This is a genomic window from Streptomyces sp. NPDC003284, from assembly GCF_053589675.1.
On record NZ_JBSFSI010000039.1, the window covers coordinates 1 to 13,785 of the forward strand.

At 69.3% G+C, this 13,785-nt stretch carries 15 protein-coding genes; 8 read left to right on the forward strand and 7 right to left on the reverse strand.

The features are described 5' to 3' along the window. Positions 1-128 precede the first annotated feature (128 nt). The 4 genes from ACWDYF_RS37015 to ACWDYF_RS37030 are packed head-to-tail and all read right to left on the reverse strand — an operon-like array spanning position 129 to position 3,813. A complete protein-coding gene (locus ACWDYF_RS37015) occupies positions 129-1,151 on the reverse strand; it encodes a COX15/CtaA family protein (RefSeq protein ID WP_389474451.1) in 1,023 nt (340 codons plus the stop codon). Between the two features lie 55 nt (positions 1,152-1,206). Then, positions 1,207-1,995 (reverse strand): ABC transporter permease, encoded by a 789-nt coding sequence (locus ACWDYF_RS37020; RefSeq protein ID WP_389474449.1) that lies wholly within the window; start codon positions 1,993-1,995, stop codon positions 1,207-1,209. Continuing rightward, entirely contained in the window at positions 1,992-2,969 is a 978-nt protein-coding gene (locus ACWDYF_RS37025) for an ABC transporter ATP-binding protein (RefSeq protein ID WP_389474447.1), read from the reverse strand. The genes ACWDYF_RS37020 and ACWDYF_RS37025 overlap by 4 nt, the downstream gene beginning before the upstream one ends. Before the next feature lie 31 nt (positions 2,970-3,000). Beyond that, positions 3,001-3,813 (reverse strand): aminoglycoside N(3)-acetyltransferase, encoded by an 813-nt coding sequence (locus ACWDYF_RS37030; protein ID WP_389474445.1) that lies wholly within the window; start codon positions 3,811-3,813, stop codon positions 3,001-3,003. Between the two features lie 161 nt (positions 3,814-3,974). On the opposite strand from ACWDYF_RS37030, the gene ACWDYF_RS37035 reads away from it, so the two are divergent. The 8 genes from ACWDYF_RS37035 to ACWDYF_RS37070 all read left to right on the forward strand — a co-directional run bounded on the left by ACWDYF_RS37035 (position 3,975) and on the right by ACWDYF_RS37070 (position 10,585). Continuing rightward, entirely contained in the window at positions 3,975-4,727 is a 753-nt protein-coding gene (locus ACWDYF_RS37035; RefSeq protein WP_381743852.1) for a helix-turn-helix transcriptional regulator, read from the forward strand. Beyond that, positions 4,724-6,145 (forward strand): Fe-S cluster assembly protein SufB, encoded by a 1,422-nt coding sequence (sufB, locus tag ACWDYF_RS37040; RefSeq protein ID WP_018567628.1) that lies wholly within the window; start codon positions 4,724-4,726, stop codon positions 6,143-6,145. The genes ACWDYF_RS37035 and sufB overlap by 4 nt, the downstream gene beginning before the upstream one ends. 63 nt (positions 6,146-6,208) lie before the next feature. Then, complete coding sequence (sufD, locus tag ACWDYF_RS37045) at positions 6,209-7,432, forward strand: Fe-S cluster assembly protein SufD (protein ID WP_389474442.1); 1,224 nt, start codon at positions 6,209-6,211, stop codon at positions 7,430-7,432. Further along, the gene (locus tag ACWDYF_RS37050; protein ID WP_018567630.1) at positions 7,429-7,752 is read left to right on the forward strand and encodes a non-heme iron oxygenase ferredoxin subunit; all 324 of its coding nucleotides are present in this window, start codon (positions 7,429-7,431) and stop codon (positions 7,750-7,752) included. The genes sufD and ACWDYF_RS37050 overlap by 4 nt, the downstream gene beginning before the upstream one ends. Before the next feature lie 7 nt (positions 7,753-7,759). Beyond that, positions 7,760-8,524, forward strand: a complete 765-nt coding sequence (gene sufC, locus ACWDYF_RS37055; protein WP_018567631.1) for a Fe-S cluster assembly ATPase SufC — start codon at positions 7,760-7,762, stop codon at positions 8,522-8,524. Then, entirely contained in the window at positions 8,521-9,777 is a 1,257-nt protein-coding gene (locus tag ACWDYF_RS37060; RefSeq protein ID WP_018567632.1) for a cysteine desulfurase, read from the forward strand. Before sufC ends, ACWDYF_RS37060 begins: the two co-directional genes overlap by 4 nt. Positions 9,778-9,788: 11 nt before the next feature. Then, a complete protein-coding gene (gene sufU / locus ACWDYF_RS37065; protein WP_018567633.1) occupies positions 9,789-10,256 on the forward strand; it encodes a Fe-S cluster assembly sulfur transfer protein SufU in 468 nt (155 codons plus the stop codon). Next, on the forward strand, positions 10,253-10,585 hold the full coding sequence (locus tag ACWDYF_RS37070; protein WP_009187969.1) for a metal-sulfur cluster assembly factor: 333 nt from the start codon (positions 10,253-10,255) through the stop codon (positions 10,583-10,585). The genes sufU and ACWDYF_RS37070 overlap by 4 nt, the downstream gene beginning before the upstream one ends. A 50-nt stretch (positions 10,586-10,635) precedes the next feature. Here the strand turns inward: ACWDYF_RS37070 and ACWDYF_RS37075 are convergent, their stop codons facing one another. The 3 genes from ACWDYF_RS37075 to ACWDYF_RS37085 form a co-directional block, all read right to left on the reverse strand. Beyond that, positions 10,636-10,794 (reverse strand): hypothetical protein, encoded by a 159-nt coding sequence (locus ACWDYF_RS37075; RefSeq protein WP_389474438.1) that lies wholly within the window; start codon positions 10,792-10,794, stop codon positions 10,636-10,638. A gap of 162 nt (positions 10,795-10,956) precedes the next feature. Beyond that, complete coding sequence (locus tag ACWDYF_RS37080; RefSeq protein ID WP_389474436.1) at positions 10,957-13,266, reverse strand: hypothetical protein; 2,310 nt, start codon at positions 13,264-13,266, stop codon at positions 10,957-10,959. A gap of 114 nt (positions 13,267-13,380) precedes the next feature. Further along, a partial coding sequence (locus ACWDYF_RS37085; RefSeq protein ID WP_389474434.1) for a transposase occupies positions 13,381-13,785 on the reverse strand: 405 nt, incomplete at its 5' end.

Below are 13,785 nucleotides of genomic sequence, written 5' to 3' on the forward strand. Positions count from 1 at the left end.
CGCCACGGGGGCGCTCAGGGTGTGCTGGCCGGTGGGCCTGGTGTTCGTACGGCCCGGGGTGCCGGGACTGGCGGTGGTGATGGTGGTCGAGGCGGCCGACGTGTGCGCGGGGCCGCGCGGGCGGGGTGCTACGCCTTCGTCAGCGCGACCGGCTCGGCGGCGGTGTCCGGCAGCGCGCCGTCCGCGCCGTCCGCCGCCCCGGGCCGCTCCCGCAGGGACAGCAGGACCCGCAGCACACCGATCCACATCACACAGGACCCCAGCATGTGCGCGGCCACCAGGACCTCGGGCAGATGCGTGAAGTACTGGACATAGCCGATGACGCCCTGGGACAGCAGTATCAGGAACAGGTCCCGGGTGCGGTTCAGGGGGCCCTTGGGGGCGTCGACGGCCTTGAGGACGAACCACAGGGCGAACGTCAGCGTGACCACGATCCAGGCCAGCACCGCGTGCGCCTTGGCGACGGTCTCCCAGTCGAGCGGGATGCGCTCCACCTCGGCGGAGTCGCCCGCGTGCGGACCGGCGCCGGTCACGACGGTGCCCACCGCGATCAGCAGCACGCTCGCCGCGACCAGTACCCACACGAGCTGCTGCACGGCCTTGCCGACCAGCGGACGCGGCGCCCCGTCGCCCTCGCGGGTGCGCTGCCACATCACCGTGGCGACCGCGATCAGCGCCGTGGAGAGCAGGAAGTGCGCCGCGACGGTGTACGGGTTCAGACCGACCAGGACGACGATGCCGCCGAGCACCGCGTTGCCCATGACGACCCAGAACTGCACCCAGCCCAGCCGGGTCAGCCCGCGCCGCCACGGCTTCTGCGAGCGGGCGGCGATGATCGCCCAGCCGACCGCGGCGCACAGCACGTACGTCAGCATGCGGTTGCCGAACTCGATCACGCCGTGGAAGCCCATCGCACGGGTCGTGGTCAGCGAGTCGTCGGTGCAGGTCGGCCAGGTCGGGCAGCCAAGGCCCGAGCCGGTCAGCCGGACGGCGCCCCCGGTGACGACGATGACGACCGCCATGACGAGCGCGGCGAGGGCCGCCCGCTGGACGGTCCTGGGCTGCGGGGTCCAGCGTTCGGCGATGAAGGCGAGCGGGTTGCGCACGGCGGCTACGGCGTCGTCGCGGGTCAGGTTCGGCACGCGTTCCATCGTAGGCCGCCGCTTGTGCACACTTTCACGAGGGTCCATGGGGTGTCTTCGCCGCCTATTCCCAGCGGAAGAACTTCGCGGCGGCGGCCAGTCCCGCCACCGCCCACACGGCGAGGATCCCGAGATCGCCCCAGGGCATGCCCGCGCCGTGCTGGAGGACGTCGCGCAGCCCGTCGGAGAGCGCCGAGACCGGCAGCAGGGCCAGGACGTCCTGGACGCCGGAGGGGAACTTGTCCAGCGGCACGATCACCCCGCCGCCGACGAGCAGCAGCAGGAAGACCAGGTTGGCGGCGGCCAGGGTCGCCTCGGCCTTCAGCGTCCCGGCCATCAGCAGGCCCAGCCCGCTGAAGGCCGCCGTGCCGAGGACCAGCAGCACCACGACGACGAGCGGGTTGCCGTGCGGGGACCAGCCGAGGGCGAAGGCGATCACGGTCAGCAGGATCACCTGGAGCACCTCGGTGACCAGCACCGACGCCGTCTTGGCGGTCATCAGGCCCCAGCGCGGCAGCGGTGACGACGCCAGCCGCTTCAGCACGCCGTAGCGGCGCTCGAAGCCGGTGGCGATGGCCTGCCCGGTGAACGCCGTCGACATCACCGCGAGCGCCAGCACCCCCGGTGCGAGGAAGTCCACGGACCTGCCCGCCCCGGTGTCCACGATGTCCACCGAGCCGAACAGCACCAGCAGCAGCGCGGGGATGACCACCGTCAGCAGCAGCTGCTCGCCGTTGCGCAGCAGCATCCTCGTCTCCAGCGCCGCCTGCGCCGCGATCATGCGGGGCAGCGGGGCGGCACCGGGACGCGGCACGTAGGTCCCGGGGGAGCCGGTGGCGGAGGTGGTGGTCATGAGCGCAGCTCCTTGCCCGTCAGTTCGAGGAAGACGTCCTCCAGCGTGTGCCGTTCGACCGAGATCCGGTCCGGCAGCACGCCGTGCTGCGCGCACCAGGACGTCACCGTGGCGAGCAGTTGCGGGTCGACCTCGCCGACCACCCGGTAGGCGCCGGGCGTCAGCTCGGCCGCGGAGGACTCGGGCGGCAGGGCCTTGAGCAGGGAGGCGACGTCCAGTCCGGGGCGGCCGCTGAAGCGCAGGGTGTTCTCCGCGCCGCCGCGGCACAGCTCCTCGGGGGAGCCCTGGGCGATGACCCGGCCGGCGTCGATGATCGCGACGTCGTCGGCGAGCTGCTCGGCCTCGTCCATGTGGTGCGTGGTGAGGATCACGGAGACCCCGTCGGTGCGCAGGTCGCGGACCAGGTCCCAGGTGGCGCGGCGGGCCTGCGGGTCGAGTCCGGCGGTGGGCTCGTCCAGGAAGACCAGCTCGGGCCGGCCGACCACGGCCATGGCCAGCGCCAGCCGCTGCCGCTGGCCGCCGGAGAGCCTGCGGTAGCCGGTCCGGCCGCAGCTTCCGAGGCCCAGCCGTTCGATCAGGGCGTCCACGTCCAGCGGATGGGCGTGCAGCTTCGCGACGTGGCGCAGCATCTCGTCGGCCCGCGCCCCCGAGTACACGCCGCCGGACTGGAGCATTACCCCGATCCGGGGGCGCAGCCCGGCGGACTGGGCGACCGGGTCGAGGCCCAGGACGCGCACCGTGCCGGAGTCCGGCCTCCGGTACCCCTCGCAGGTCTCGACCGTGGTCGTCTTGCCGGCGCCGTTGGGACCGAGCACGGCGGTCACGCCCGCCCCGGCCACCAGGTCGAGGCCGTCCACCGCGGTCTTCGTGCCGTACCGCTTGACCAGGGAGCGGATCTCGACGACCGGCTGCGGCGCGAAGCGTCTCGCCGGAGGACGGTGGTCGGGAGACGGGCGGGCGGGCTCACTTCGCATGGGTCCAGAGTCTAGGGACGCGCCGGACCTCTCAGGCGCCCGGGTGCGTGATGTCCTCCTCACGGGGGCGGTGCAGCGCGAGCCAGCGCTCGGCGTACGCGACCGCGTCGGCCAGCGGGAACAGCCGGGCCGCGGCGGCGCCCACGGTGCCGCGGACGACCGGCCGGTCCCGTTCGAAGTCGTGGCCCAGCTCACCGAAGCACCCGGAGTCGACCGAGACCTCGGTCACGGTCTCCCAGCCGTGCGGTCCGGGCCTGCCCACGCGCACGCGGGGCGCGGGGACGCGGTACTCGGCGAGGTGGAAGCAGGTGCAGGTGTCGTAGCCGGTGCCGAGCAGCAGCACGCGCGCGCCGAGCGCCTCCAGCCGGGCGAGCGGGCTGCGCTCGCCCAGCCGGCAGTCGGTGGCGTGCCCCTCGGTGATCTCCCGCGCGCGCGGGCCGATCGCGGCGAACGACGTCTGCGGGTGGGCGCTGCGCAGGGCGCCCGGCCAGGTGCGGACGGTCTCGGGGACGACGCCGACCCCGAGCGTGGGGGTGGTGGCGGGGTCGTAGCCGGGCATGGCGGCGCGGATGGTGTCCCACCACGCCTCGGGCACCGGGGGCCGCGACCACAGGGCCGGGTCGGACAGGTCGCCGCTCTGGGCGGGGACGACGAGGGTGCCGTCCGGGCCGAGCGCGTCGAGCAGTCCCCGGACGACGGCGGCCCGGCTTCCGCAGACCCAGCCGAGGGACTTCATGGAGGAGTGCGTCAGCAGGATCTCGCCGGGCCGGACGCCGAGGGCGCGCAGGTCCTCGGCGAGGGTGTCGCGAGTCACAAGTGGGCCGGTCGGAGGGGGTGTGGGCATGGTCCGGGAGTGTGGCGCACCGGGTGTGCCGACGCCACCCGTTTGATCGATCACCGACCGTTTCCGCAGGTCGGATTAGGTATGCCTAAGTGACGCAGGGCACCGTCGGCCCGCCCCGGCGGCGCTTGTCAGGCCCCGATGAATTACGCAACAATGGCGTTGTGAAAAACGTCGGCGAGGCTCGGGCGACCCCCACGGGGACCCGGCAGGAGGAACTGGCGACCGGGGAGCGCTCCACGCGCAACCGGGTCGCGCGGTCCGTCCTGGACCACGGTCCCTCGACCGTCGCCGAGCTGGCCGGACGGCTGGGGCTCACCCAGGCGGCCGTACGCCGTCACCTGGACGCGCTGGTCGCCGACGACGTCGTGGAGGCCCGCGAGCGGCGGGTGTACGGCGCGCGGACGCGCGGGCGGCCCGCCAAGGTCTTCGCGCTCACCGACTGCGGCCGGGACGCCTTCGACCAGTCGTACGACAAGCTCGCCGCGGACGCGATGCGCTGGATCGCCGAGCGGGAGGGCGGCCCGGAGGCGGTGGCCGCCTTCGCGCGGGCCCGCTTCGCCGCGCAGGCGCGCGCCTACCGCAAGGCGATCGAGGGGGCCGGTCCCGATCAGCGCGCCCAGGCACTGGCCAAGGCGCTGAGCCTGGACGGGTACGCTGCCACCGCACGCGGCGCGCCCCTCCCGCAGCAGGGCGAGCAGCTCTGCCAGCACCACTGCCCGGTCGCCCATGTCGCGGAACAGTTCCCGCAGCTGTGCGAGGCGGAGACGGAGATCTTCGCCGAGCTGCTGGGTACCCACGTCCAGCGACTGGCGACCATCGCCCACGGCGACGGCGTCTGCACGACGTTCATCCCCAGGATTTCCCAGACAAGCGACACCGCATCCACCAGCACGGCCGGGAGGAACCCCGCATGACTCTCCCCACGGAGACTGCTCACCCCGAACTCGAGGGCCTGGGCAACTACGAATACGGCTGGGCCGACTCCGACGAGGCCGGTGCCTCCGCCCGGCGCGGTCTGAACGAGGACGTCGTCAAGGACATCTCCGCGAAGAAGTCCGAGCCGGAGTGGATGACCAAGCTCCGCCTCAAGGGCCTGAAGCTCTTCGAGAAGAAGCCCATGCCGAACTGGGGCTCGGACCTGTCGGGGATCGACTTCGACAACATCAAGTACTTCGTGCGCTCCACGGAGAAGCAGGCGGAGTCCTGGGAGGACCTGCCCGAGGACATCAAGAACACCTACGACAAGCTGGGCATCCCGGAGGCCGAGAAGCAGCGCCTGGTCGCCGGTGTGGCCGCCCAGTACGAGTCGGAGGTCGTCTACCACCAGATCCGCGAGGACCTGGAGGAGCAGGGCGTCATCTTCCTGGACACGGACACGGCCCTCAAGGAGCACCCGGAGCTCTTCAAGGAGTACTTCGGGACCGTCATCCCCGTCGGCGACAACAAGTTCGCGTCGCTGAACAGCGCGGTGTGGTCCGGCGGCTCCTTCATCTACGTCCCGCCGGGCGTCCACGTGGAGATCCCGCTCCAGGCCTACTTCCGTATCAACACGGAGAACATGGGCCAGTTCGAGCGGACCCTGATCATCGTCGACGAGGGTGCCTACGTGCACTACGTCGAGGGCTGCACCGCCCCGATCTACAAGAGCGACTCCCTGCACAGCGCGGTCGTCGAGATCATCGTCAAGAAGAACGCCCGCTGCCGCTACACGACCATCCAGAACTGGTCGAACAACGTCTACAACCTGGTCACCAAGCGCGCCGTCGCCTACGAGGGCGCGACCATGGAGTGGATCGACGGCAACATCGGCTCCAAGGTGACGATGAAGTACCCGGCCGTCTACCTGATGGGCGAGCACGCCAAGGGCGAGACCCTGTCCATCGCCTTCGCGGGCGAGGGCCAGCACCAGGACGCCGGTTCCAAGATGGTCCACATGGCGCCCAACACCTCCTCCAACATCGTCTCCAAGTCGGTGGCGCGCGGCGGCGGCCGTACCTCGTACCGCGGCCTGGTCGAGATCGGCGAGGGCGCCGCGGGCTCCAAGTCCAACGTGCTGTGCGACGCGCTGCTCGTCGACACCATCTCCCGCTCCGACACCTACCCCTACGTGGACGTCCGCGAGGACGACGTGTCCATGGGCCACGAGGCGACCGTCTCCAAGGTCTCCGAGGACCAGCTCTTCTACCTGATGAGCCGCGGTCTGACCGAGTTCGAGGCGATGGCGATGATCGTGCGCGGCTTCGTCGAGCCGATCGCCAAGGAGCTCCCCATGGAGTACGCGCTGGAGCTGAACCGGCTGATCGAGCTTCAGATGGAAGGCGCGGTCGGCTGACCCCCGCACCGGGCAGCGACCAGCCAGCGAACACCGACGTAGGAAGAGAGCAGACCGACAGCCATGGCTGAGGCTCAGAACTCCCCCCAGTCCGCGACCCCGCTCGGACAGGGGGCACCCCCACCCGTGGGCTCCACCACCGCGGGCCAGATCGCGGTCGCCGCGGAGTCGACCGTCGCCACGCGCATGAGCGCGCCGCCGTCCTTCGACGTGGCGGACTTCCCGGTCCCGCACGGCCGCGAGGAGGAGTGGCGGTTCACCCCGCTGGAGCGGCTGCGCGGCCTGCACGACGGCACCGCGACCGCCACCGGCGGCGGCGTGAAGGTGGACGTCCAGGCGCCCGAGGGCGTGAGCGTGGAGAGCGTCGGCCGTGACGACGCGCGGCTCCGCAGGGCCGGCACGCCGGTCGACCGGGTCGCCGCGCAGGCGTACTCCGCCTTCGAGACGGCCTCGGTGGTGAGCGTTCCCAAGGAGACCGTCCTCACCGAGCCCATCCGCATCGCGGTGCACGGCGAGGGCGGGGTCGCCTACGGCCACCAGGTCATCGAGCTGGGAGCCTTCGCCGAGGCCGTCGTCGTCATCGACCACACCGGTGACGCGGTGCTCGCCGCCAACGTCGACTATCTGCTGGGCGACGGCGCCAAGCTCACCGTCGTCTCCGTCCAGGACTGGGACGACAAGGCCGTCCATGTGGGCCAGCACAACGCGCTGATCGGCCGGGACGCCTCCCTCAAGTCGGTCGTCGTGACCTTCGGCGGCGATGTCGTCCGGCTGCACCCGCGCGTGACGTACGCCGCCCCCGGCGGCGAGGCCGAGCTGCTCGGCCTGTACTTCACCGACGCGGGCCAGCACCAGGAGCACCGGCTCTTCGTCGACCACGACGCCCCGCACTGCAAGTCCAACGTGGTCTACAAGGGCGCGCTCCAGGGCGAGCAGGCGCACGCGGTGTGGATCGGCGACGTGCTCATCGAGGCCAGCGCCGAGGGCACCGACACCTACGAGATGAACCGCAACCTGGTGCTGACCGACGGCGCCCGGGTCGACTCGGTGCCGAACCTGGAGATCGAGACCGGCGAGATCGTCGGTGCCGGTCACGCCTCCGCCACCGGCCGCTTCGACGACGAGCAGCTCTTCTACCTGATGGCCCGCGGCATCCCGGAGCACGAGGCCCGCCGCCTGGTGGTCCGCGGCTTCTTCGCCGAACTGGTCCAGCAGATCGGTGTCAAGGACATCGAGGAGCGCCTGCTCGCCCGGATCGAGGAGGAGCTGGAGGCGTCGGTCGCATGAGCGGCACCTTCGTACGCGTCTGCGGGCTGAGCGAGCTGGAGGAGGACACCCCCAAGCGGGTGGAACTCGACGGCACGCCCATCTCCGTGGTGCACACCGAGGGCGAGGTGTTCGCCATCAACGACATCTGCTCGCACGCGAACGTCTCGCTCTCCGAGGGCGAGGTCGACGACTGCCACATCGAGTGCTGGCTGCACGGCTCGCGCTTCGACCTGCGCTCGGGCAAGCCCGACAGTCTTCCGGCGACGCGTCCCGTCCCCGTATACCCCGTAAAGATCGAAGGGGACGACGTGCTCGTCTCCCTCTCCCAGGAGTCCTGAGGCACCCATGGCAACGCTTGAAATCCGAGACCTGCACGTCACCGTCGAGGCCGACAACGCCACGAAGGAGATCCTCAAGGGCGTCGACCTCACCGTGAAGCAGGGCGAGACGCACGCCATCATGGGCCCCAACGGCTCGGGCAAGTCGACCCTCGCCTACTCGCTCGCGGGTCACCCGAAGTACACGATCACCGGCGGCACCGTCACCCTCGACGGCGAGGACGTCCTGGAGATGTCCGTCGACGAGCGCGCCCGCGCCGGCCTGTTCCTGGCGATGCAGTACCCCGTCGAGGTCCCCGGCGTCTCGGTCTCCAACTTCCTGCGCACCTCCGCCACCGCGATCCGCGGCGAGGCCCCCAAGCTGCGCACCTGGGTGAAGGAGGTCAAGGAGACCATGGAGCGGCTCCACATGGACCCCTCCTTCGCCGAGCGCAACGTCAACGAGGGCTTCTCCGGCGGTGAGAAGAAGCGCCACGAGATCCTCCAGCTCGAACTGCTCAAGCCGAAGGTCGCGATCCTCGACGAGACGGACTCCGGCCTGGACGTCGACGCGCTGCGGATCGTCTCCGAGGGTGTGAACCGCGTCCGCGAGACCGGCGAGGTCGGCACCCTGCTGATCACGCACTACACGCGCATCCTGCGCTACATCAAGCCCGACTACGTCCACGTCTTCTCCGGTGGCCGCATCGTCGAGTCCGGCGGCGCCGAACTCGCCGACAAGCTGGAGAACGAGGGCTACGAGGCATACGTGAAGGGTGGCGCATCCGCGTGACACAGCTGCCGGGCCTCCTCGACACCGAGGCGATCCGCAAGGACTTCCCCGTCCTGGACCGACTCGTCCACGACGGCAAGAAGCTCGTGTACCTGGACAACGCGGCGACCTCCCAGACCCCGCGCCAGGTGCTCGACGTGCTGTCCGAGTACTACGAACAGCACAACGCCAACGTGCACCGCGGGGTGCACGTGCTCGCCGAGGAGGCCACGGCGCTGTACGAGGGCGCCCGCGACAAGGTCGCGGCGTTCGTCAACGCGCCCAGCCGCGACGAGGTGATCTTCACCAAGAACGCCTCGGAGTCGCTCAACCTCGTGGCGAACATGCTGGGCTGGGCCGACGAGCCCTACCGGGTGGACCACGACACCGAGATCGTCATCACGGAGATGGAGCACCACTCCAACATCGTGCCCTGGCAGCTGCTGGCGCAGCGCACGGGCGCGAAGCTGAAGTGGTTCGGCCTGACCGACGACGGCCGCCTGGACCTGTCGAACATCGACGAGGTCATCACCGAGAAGACGAAGATCGTCTCCTTCGTGCTGGTCTCCAACATCCTCGGCACCCACAACCCGGTCGAGGCCATAGTGCGCCGCGCCCAGGAGGTCGGCGCCCTGGTCTGCATCGACGCCTCCCAGGCCGCCCCGCACATGCCGCTGGACGTGCAGGCGCTCCAGGCCGACTTCGTGGCCTTCACCGGCCACAAGATGTGCGGCCCGACCGGCATCGGCGTGCTCTGGGGCCGCCAGGAGCTGCTGGAGGACCTGCCTCCGTTCCTCGGCGGCGGCGAGATGATCGAGACGGTGTCGATGCACTCCTCGACCTACGCCCCCGCCCCGCACAAGTTCGAGGCGGGCACCCCGCCGATCTCCCAGGCGATCGGCCTGGGCGCGGCGATCGACTACCTGAACTCGATCGGCATGGACAAGGTCCTCGCCCATGAGCAGGCGCTCACCGAGTACGCGGTGAAGCGGCTGACGGAGGTCCCCGACCTGCGGATCATCGGCCCCGCCACGGCCGAGGACCGCGGTGCCGCGATCTCCTTCACGCTCGGCGACATCCACCCGCACGACGTGGGCCAGGTCCTCGACGAGCAGGGCATCGCCGTCCGGGTCGGCCACCACTGCGCCCGGCCGGTCTGCCTGCGCTACGGAATTCCTGCGACCACGCGGGCGTCGTTCTATCTGTACTCCACGCCGGCCGAGATCGACGCACTGGTCGACGGCCTGGAGCACGTACGGAACTTCTTCGGATGAGGGGCTGAGGCGTGAAGCTGGACTCCATGTACCAGGACGTCATCCTGGACCACTACAAGCACCCGCACGGGCGGGGCTTGCGGGACGGTGACGCCGAGGTGCACCACGTCAACCCGACGTGCGGCGACGAGATCACCCTCCGTGTGAAGTACGACGGCACCACGATCGAGGACGTCTCCTACGAGGGCCAGGGCTGCTCCATCAGCCAGGCCTCGGCCTCGGTGCTGAACGACCTGCTGGTCGGCAAGGAACTCGCCGAGGCGCAGAAGATCCAGGAGACCTTCCTGGAGCTGATGCAGTCCAAGGGGAAGATCGAGCCCGACGACGCGATGGAGGAGATCCTGGAGGACGCGGTCGCGTTCGCCGGGGTGTCCAAGTATCCGGCCCGGGTCAAGTGCGCCCTGCTGAGCTGGATGGCCTGGAAGGACGCGACGGCCCAGGCGCTGGACGGCGCCGACGCCGAAAGGAAGACCGCATGAGCGAGACCGTGGAGATGAAGCCGGCCTCGGAGGAGGAGCTCCGCGAGGCCCTGATGGACGTCGTCGACCCCGAACTGGGCATCGACGTCGTCAATCTGGGACTCATCTACGGCATCCACGTCGACGACGCCAACATCGCGACCGTCGACATGACCCTGACGTCGGCGGCCTGCCCGCTCACCGACGTGATCGAGGACCAGGCCAAGTCCGCCACGGACGGCCTCGTCAACGAGCTGCGCATCAACTGGGTCTGGATGCCCCCGTGGGGCCCGGACAAGATCACGGACGACGGCCGCGAGCAGCTCCGGGCGCTCGGGTTCAACGTCTGAGACGTAGCCTGCGAAAGGGGCCACGGCGGTATGCCGTGGCCCCTTTCGGTTCATCGGCGACGCATCACGGCGTCGGCCAGGATCCGGAGGGCTTCGACGCGCTGGCTGCCCCTCAAGCCGCGCAGGGTGGCTAGGTGGGCGACGAGCAGAATGATGTCGGTGGCGAGCGGGATCACTGCCAGCAGCAGGAACTCGTGGATGAAGGGCATGGGCGCAGCCTTTCCGTGCTGAGAGGTCGGGGTTCCGCGATCGCTTGCAGCTACGGAACCGGACCGGTCGCCGTCCCGGCCAGCACGCCAGCTGCTGACCTGGGTGTTTTCCCAGTTCAGAGAGGGTGTTCGGGCTTTCCCGGTGGGAAACGGGAACGGCGCTCAGCGCCGGAATCCGCGATCGTCGGCTCGAGCGTCGTCCTTGTAGAAGGGCTTGAACCAGTCCTCGGCTTCGAGATTCGCGATCCCCATGCGCTGGTTGAGGTGGTGGTCGGAGTCCTCGATTCCTTCGGCCCAGGGCTCGTAGAGGAACAACACATCGATGTCCTCAAGCAGTACGTCGAGACACAGATGCCAGTCCCAGTCGGCGTGATGCGGCGGTATCCCTTCGACGGTCTCGGTGACCATGTGCGGGTCCTCCACGACGCTGCTCGACGCGTGATCGACGGCTATGTGAAGCGACATCTCCTCTCCGGTGCAGGTGGGACGAGGCCATCGCCCGGCTCTGATGTCCGCGGCCAGATCGTCGAAGCAACGAGCCATCTGACGGCGCCATCGGCTGTTCTGGCGCCAGGTGCCCACGGGGAGTTGGCTGAAGAGGAACGCGTAGTCGTCACCGAGGTCGACGGCGCGATCACCGATCTCATCGAGGACGTCATAGGCCATGTCGGCCAGCATGGAGAGCGTGTCCCCGAGGAGGCAGAGCGTACGAGCGGACGGTCCCCAGTCCGCTTCTTCTTCCCAGTCGTCCCAGTCCTCGTTGTCCGGTAGGGGCCTGGGATCCGGGGGCGCAGCGAGCTCATCCGGTACGGCACGGTTATCGACGCCCGGATAGGTGTAGTAGGACTGACACACTTCGTCACCTGCTTCTGCCGCCCGCGCATACCAGTCATGCGCGGTCTCGCGGTCCCGCGTTCGGAAGTGAAGATTGCCCATGAGACGGAGCGAGAGGACATCGTCGGCATCAATGGCGCGCTGCAGCCATCGGATCGCTTCTGCTCGGTCCGATCGTTCATACAGCAGGCCCAGTGTGCGGAAGGTGTCCACGTCATCCGCGTCCGCGAGCGGCTGGAGCGCACGTAGGCTGATGTCCATGCGGTCGTTGGCGTGAGCGGCCAGGGCGACACTGAAACGCTGGTGTTTCTCGGTGCCGCGTTCGAGAGCGATCTCCCAGATACAGTTCGGGAGCAGATCGGGTGAAGGCCCTCGGTCCCGCAGATGGGCATCGAGCAGGTAGTCGAACGGCCGTAGACCTTCTCCCTCGGGAATCAACAGCCGCGTCACCGCATCCCGGGGACTGGTGGCCCAGGAGAGAGCTGCGTCGAGCGGCTCTGGCCCGATCAGTTGCTTGTTGCGTCCGGGCAGGTACCGCTCGTGCAGAGCTTGGAGCAACTCGACGGGATGCGGATCCCCCAGTCCGGCCAGCGTCAGATCGATCGCCGCCCATACCAGCGCGGCGCCCCTGGGATTGCCGTTGACGACGGAAGCGCTGCGCAGTTCTTGCCACAGGTGGGGGCCAGTGGCGAGTGTCTCCGCCACGCCGAAATTCTCGGCCTGCTCCAGGGCCAGACGCAGACGTTTGTCCGGCCGCGCCCGTAGCTGCTCACGGGCGCGCTCGATCTCAGGCGTGGACCATAGCCGTCGGACCTCGAACTCTTCAGCGAGCCGAACCAGTTCGTGGGAGGGCAGGCTTACGCGGATCCGGGACCGCATGGTGGCCAGCACGACCGTCCGGGCCCGGCGCAGCGCGCGCAGGTCGTTGAGCGTCAGGCTGTGCGGCCCCAGGTACTGCTCAAGGTCGTTGAGCCAGAGAACGTTTGGAGTTCCCGAGCGGCCGGCCCGGACACACTCGGTGACAGCATCCGGCAGGTCGTTGATGTGCGGTGGAACGACGAGTAGATGGTCAGGCAGCACGGACGTCATCGCTTCATAGGCGCAGCGGGTCTTGCCGGACGTGGAATCACCGATGAGAAGGACGACGCCGCCGTCGGTGCCGATGCGGGAGAGCGCTTTGCGCACATCTGGGTCGACGTCCCTCGGAACATAGGCAGGGACCGCGTCGCCGTCGTCGAGTGTGCGTGCTCGGTGCACCTTCAGTTCGAGAGGGTTCGCGTCGCGCACAGGGAACACCGCTACTCGCGGGTCCGCAGCTGTGGGAGGCGTGTTTCGGGCCCGCCGGTACAGGCTTTCCAAACGGCGGCGGTCGAGCCGTCCCGGAGGCAATGACGCGGCTTTTTCCAGTGCTGTCACAAAGGCATCCAGGGCCGCTGGGGAAGACGGCAGCCGCTGTCCGTTGCGCCACGCACTGATCGACGATGTGGTCAATGCAGGCTGTTTCCGTCCCTGCGACGCCTTAGCGATCTTCTGCAGAGTGGGCTTGGCACCGCCCACTCGTGTGGCTTCGGATATCGCCTCCTGAATCGCGCGGGCGAATTCGGTCCGGACGTCTGAGTCCTCTGCTGGTCGGTGCATTCCGCCATGGTGCCGGACGCTACTGACAGTGCTGATGCGGTGCTGTGGCTAAGGGCTGTCCCGTAAATGATCTTTGAGTCGCCGGGCCGGGCCGGTGGCGATGGGTCCGCTTGTCTATCCGGCGAGGGCGAGGTTGTGTATGCGGGCGAAGACGTGCTCGACGCGGGCACGGACCTGCCTGTGAGACGTGTTGTGTTCTTGTTTCCAGCCGGGCAGGTTTTTGCCCTTGCGCCGGCGGTGGGGCATGACGAGCCCGGTGCCGGGGTAACCGCCGTCGGCGATCGTGAGGGTCTTGCCGACGGCGGCCCTGGCGCCGGATTCCTCCCACGTCTTGCAGGCGTTGCGGTTTCCGGGCAGCGGCCGGCCCACCACGACGACCAGGCGGGTGTCGGCGCCGACGACAACCTGGTGGTTGGTGGAGTAACGGTAGTTCTTGGACTGCTCGGCCACGGAGTGGTCGCGGGTGGGGACCAGGGTGCCGTCCACGATGAGTACGGTGCCGTTGGTGAACCGCTTGCG

Excerpts from the sequence above, each read along its gene's own strand:
- ACWDYF_RS37015 (WP_389474451.1), bottom strand. The coding sequence starts at position 1,151 with ATGGAACGCGTGCCGAACCTGACCCGCGACGACGCCGTAGCCGCCGTG.
- ACWDYF_RS37020 (WP_389474449.1), bottom strand. The coding sequence starts at position 1,995 with ATGACCACCACCTCCGCCACCGGCTCCCCCGGGACCTACGTGCCGCGT.
- ACWDYF_RS37025 (WP_389474447.1), bottom strand. The coding sequence starts at position 2,969 with ATGCGAAGTGAGCCCGCCCGCCCGTCTCCCGACCACCGTCCTCCGGCG.
- ACWDYF_RS37030 (WP_389474445.1), bottom strand. The coding sequence starts at position 3,813 with ATGCCCACACCCCCTCCGACCGGCCCACTTGTGACTCGCGACACCCTC.
- sufB (WP_018567628.1), top strand. The coding sequence starts at position 4,724 with ATGACTCTCCCCACGGAGACTGCTCACCCCGAACTCGAGGGCCTGGGC.
- sufD (WP_389474442.1), top strand. The coding sequence starts at position 6,209 with ATGGCTGAGGCTCAGAACTCCCCCCAGTCCGCGACCCCGCTCGGACAG.
- ACWDYF_RS37050 (WP_018567630.1), top strand. The coding sequence starts at position 7,429 with ATGAGCGGCACCTTCGTACGCGTCTGCGGGCTGAGCGAGCTGGAGGAG.
- sufC (WP_018567631.1), top strand. The coding sequence starts at position 7,760 with ATGGCAACGCTTGAAATCCGAGACCTGCACGTCACCGTCGAGGCCGAC.
- ACWDYF_RS37070 (WP_009187969.1), top strand. The coding sequence starts at position 10,253 with ATGAGCGAGACCGTGGAGATGAAGCCGGCCTCGGAGGAGGAGCTCCGC.
- ACWDYF_RS37075 (WP_389474438.1), bottom strand. The coding sequence starts at position 10,794 with ATGCCCTTCATCCACGAGTTCCTGCTGCTGGCAGTGATCCCGCTCGCC.
- ACWDYF_RS37080 (WP_389474436.1), bottom strand. The coding sequence starts at position 13,266 with ATGCACCGACCAGCAGAGGACTCAGACGTCCGGACCGAATTCGCCCGC.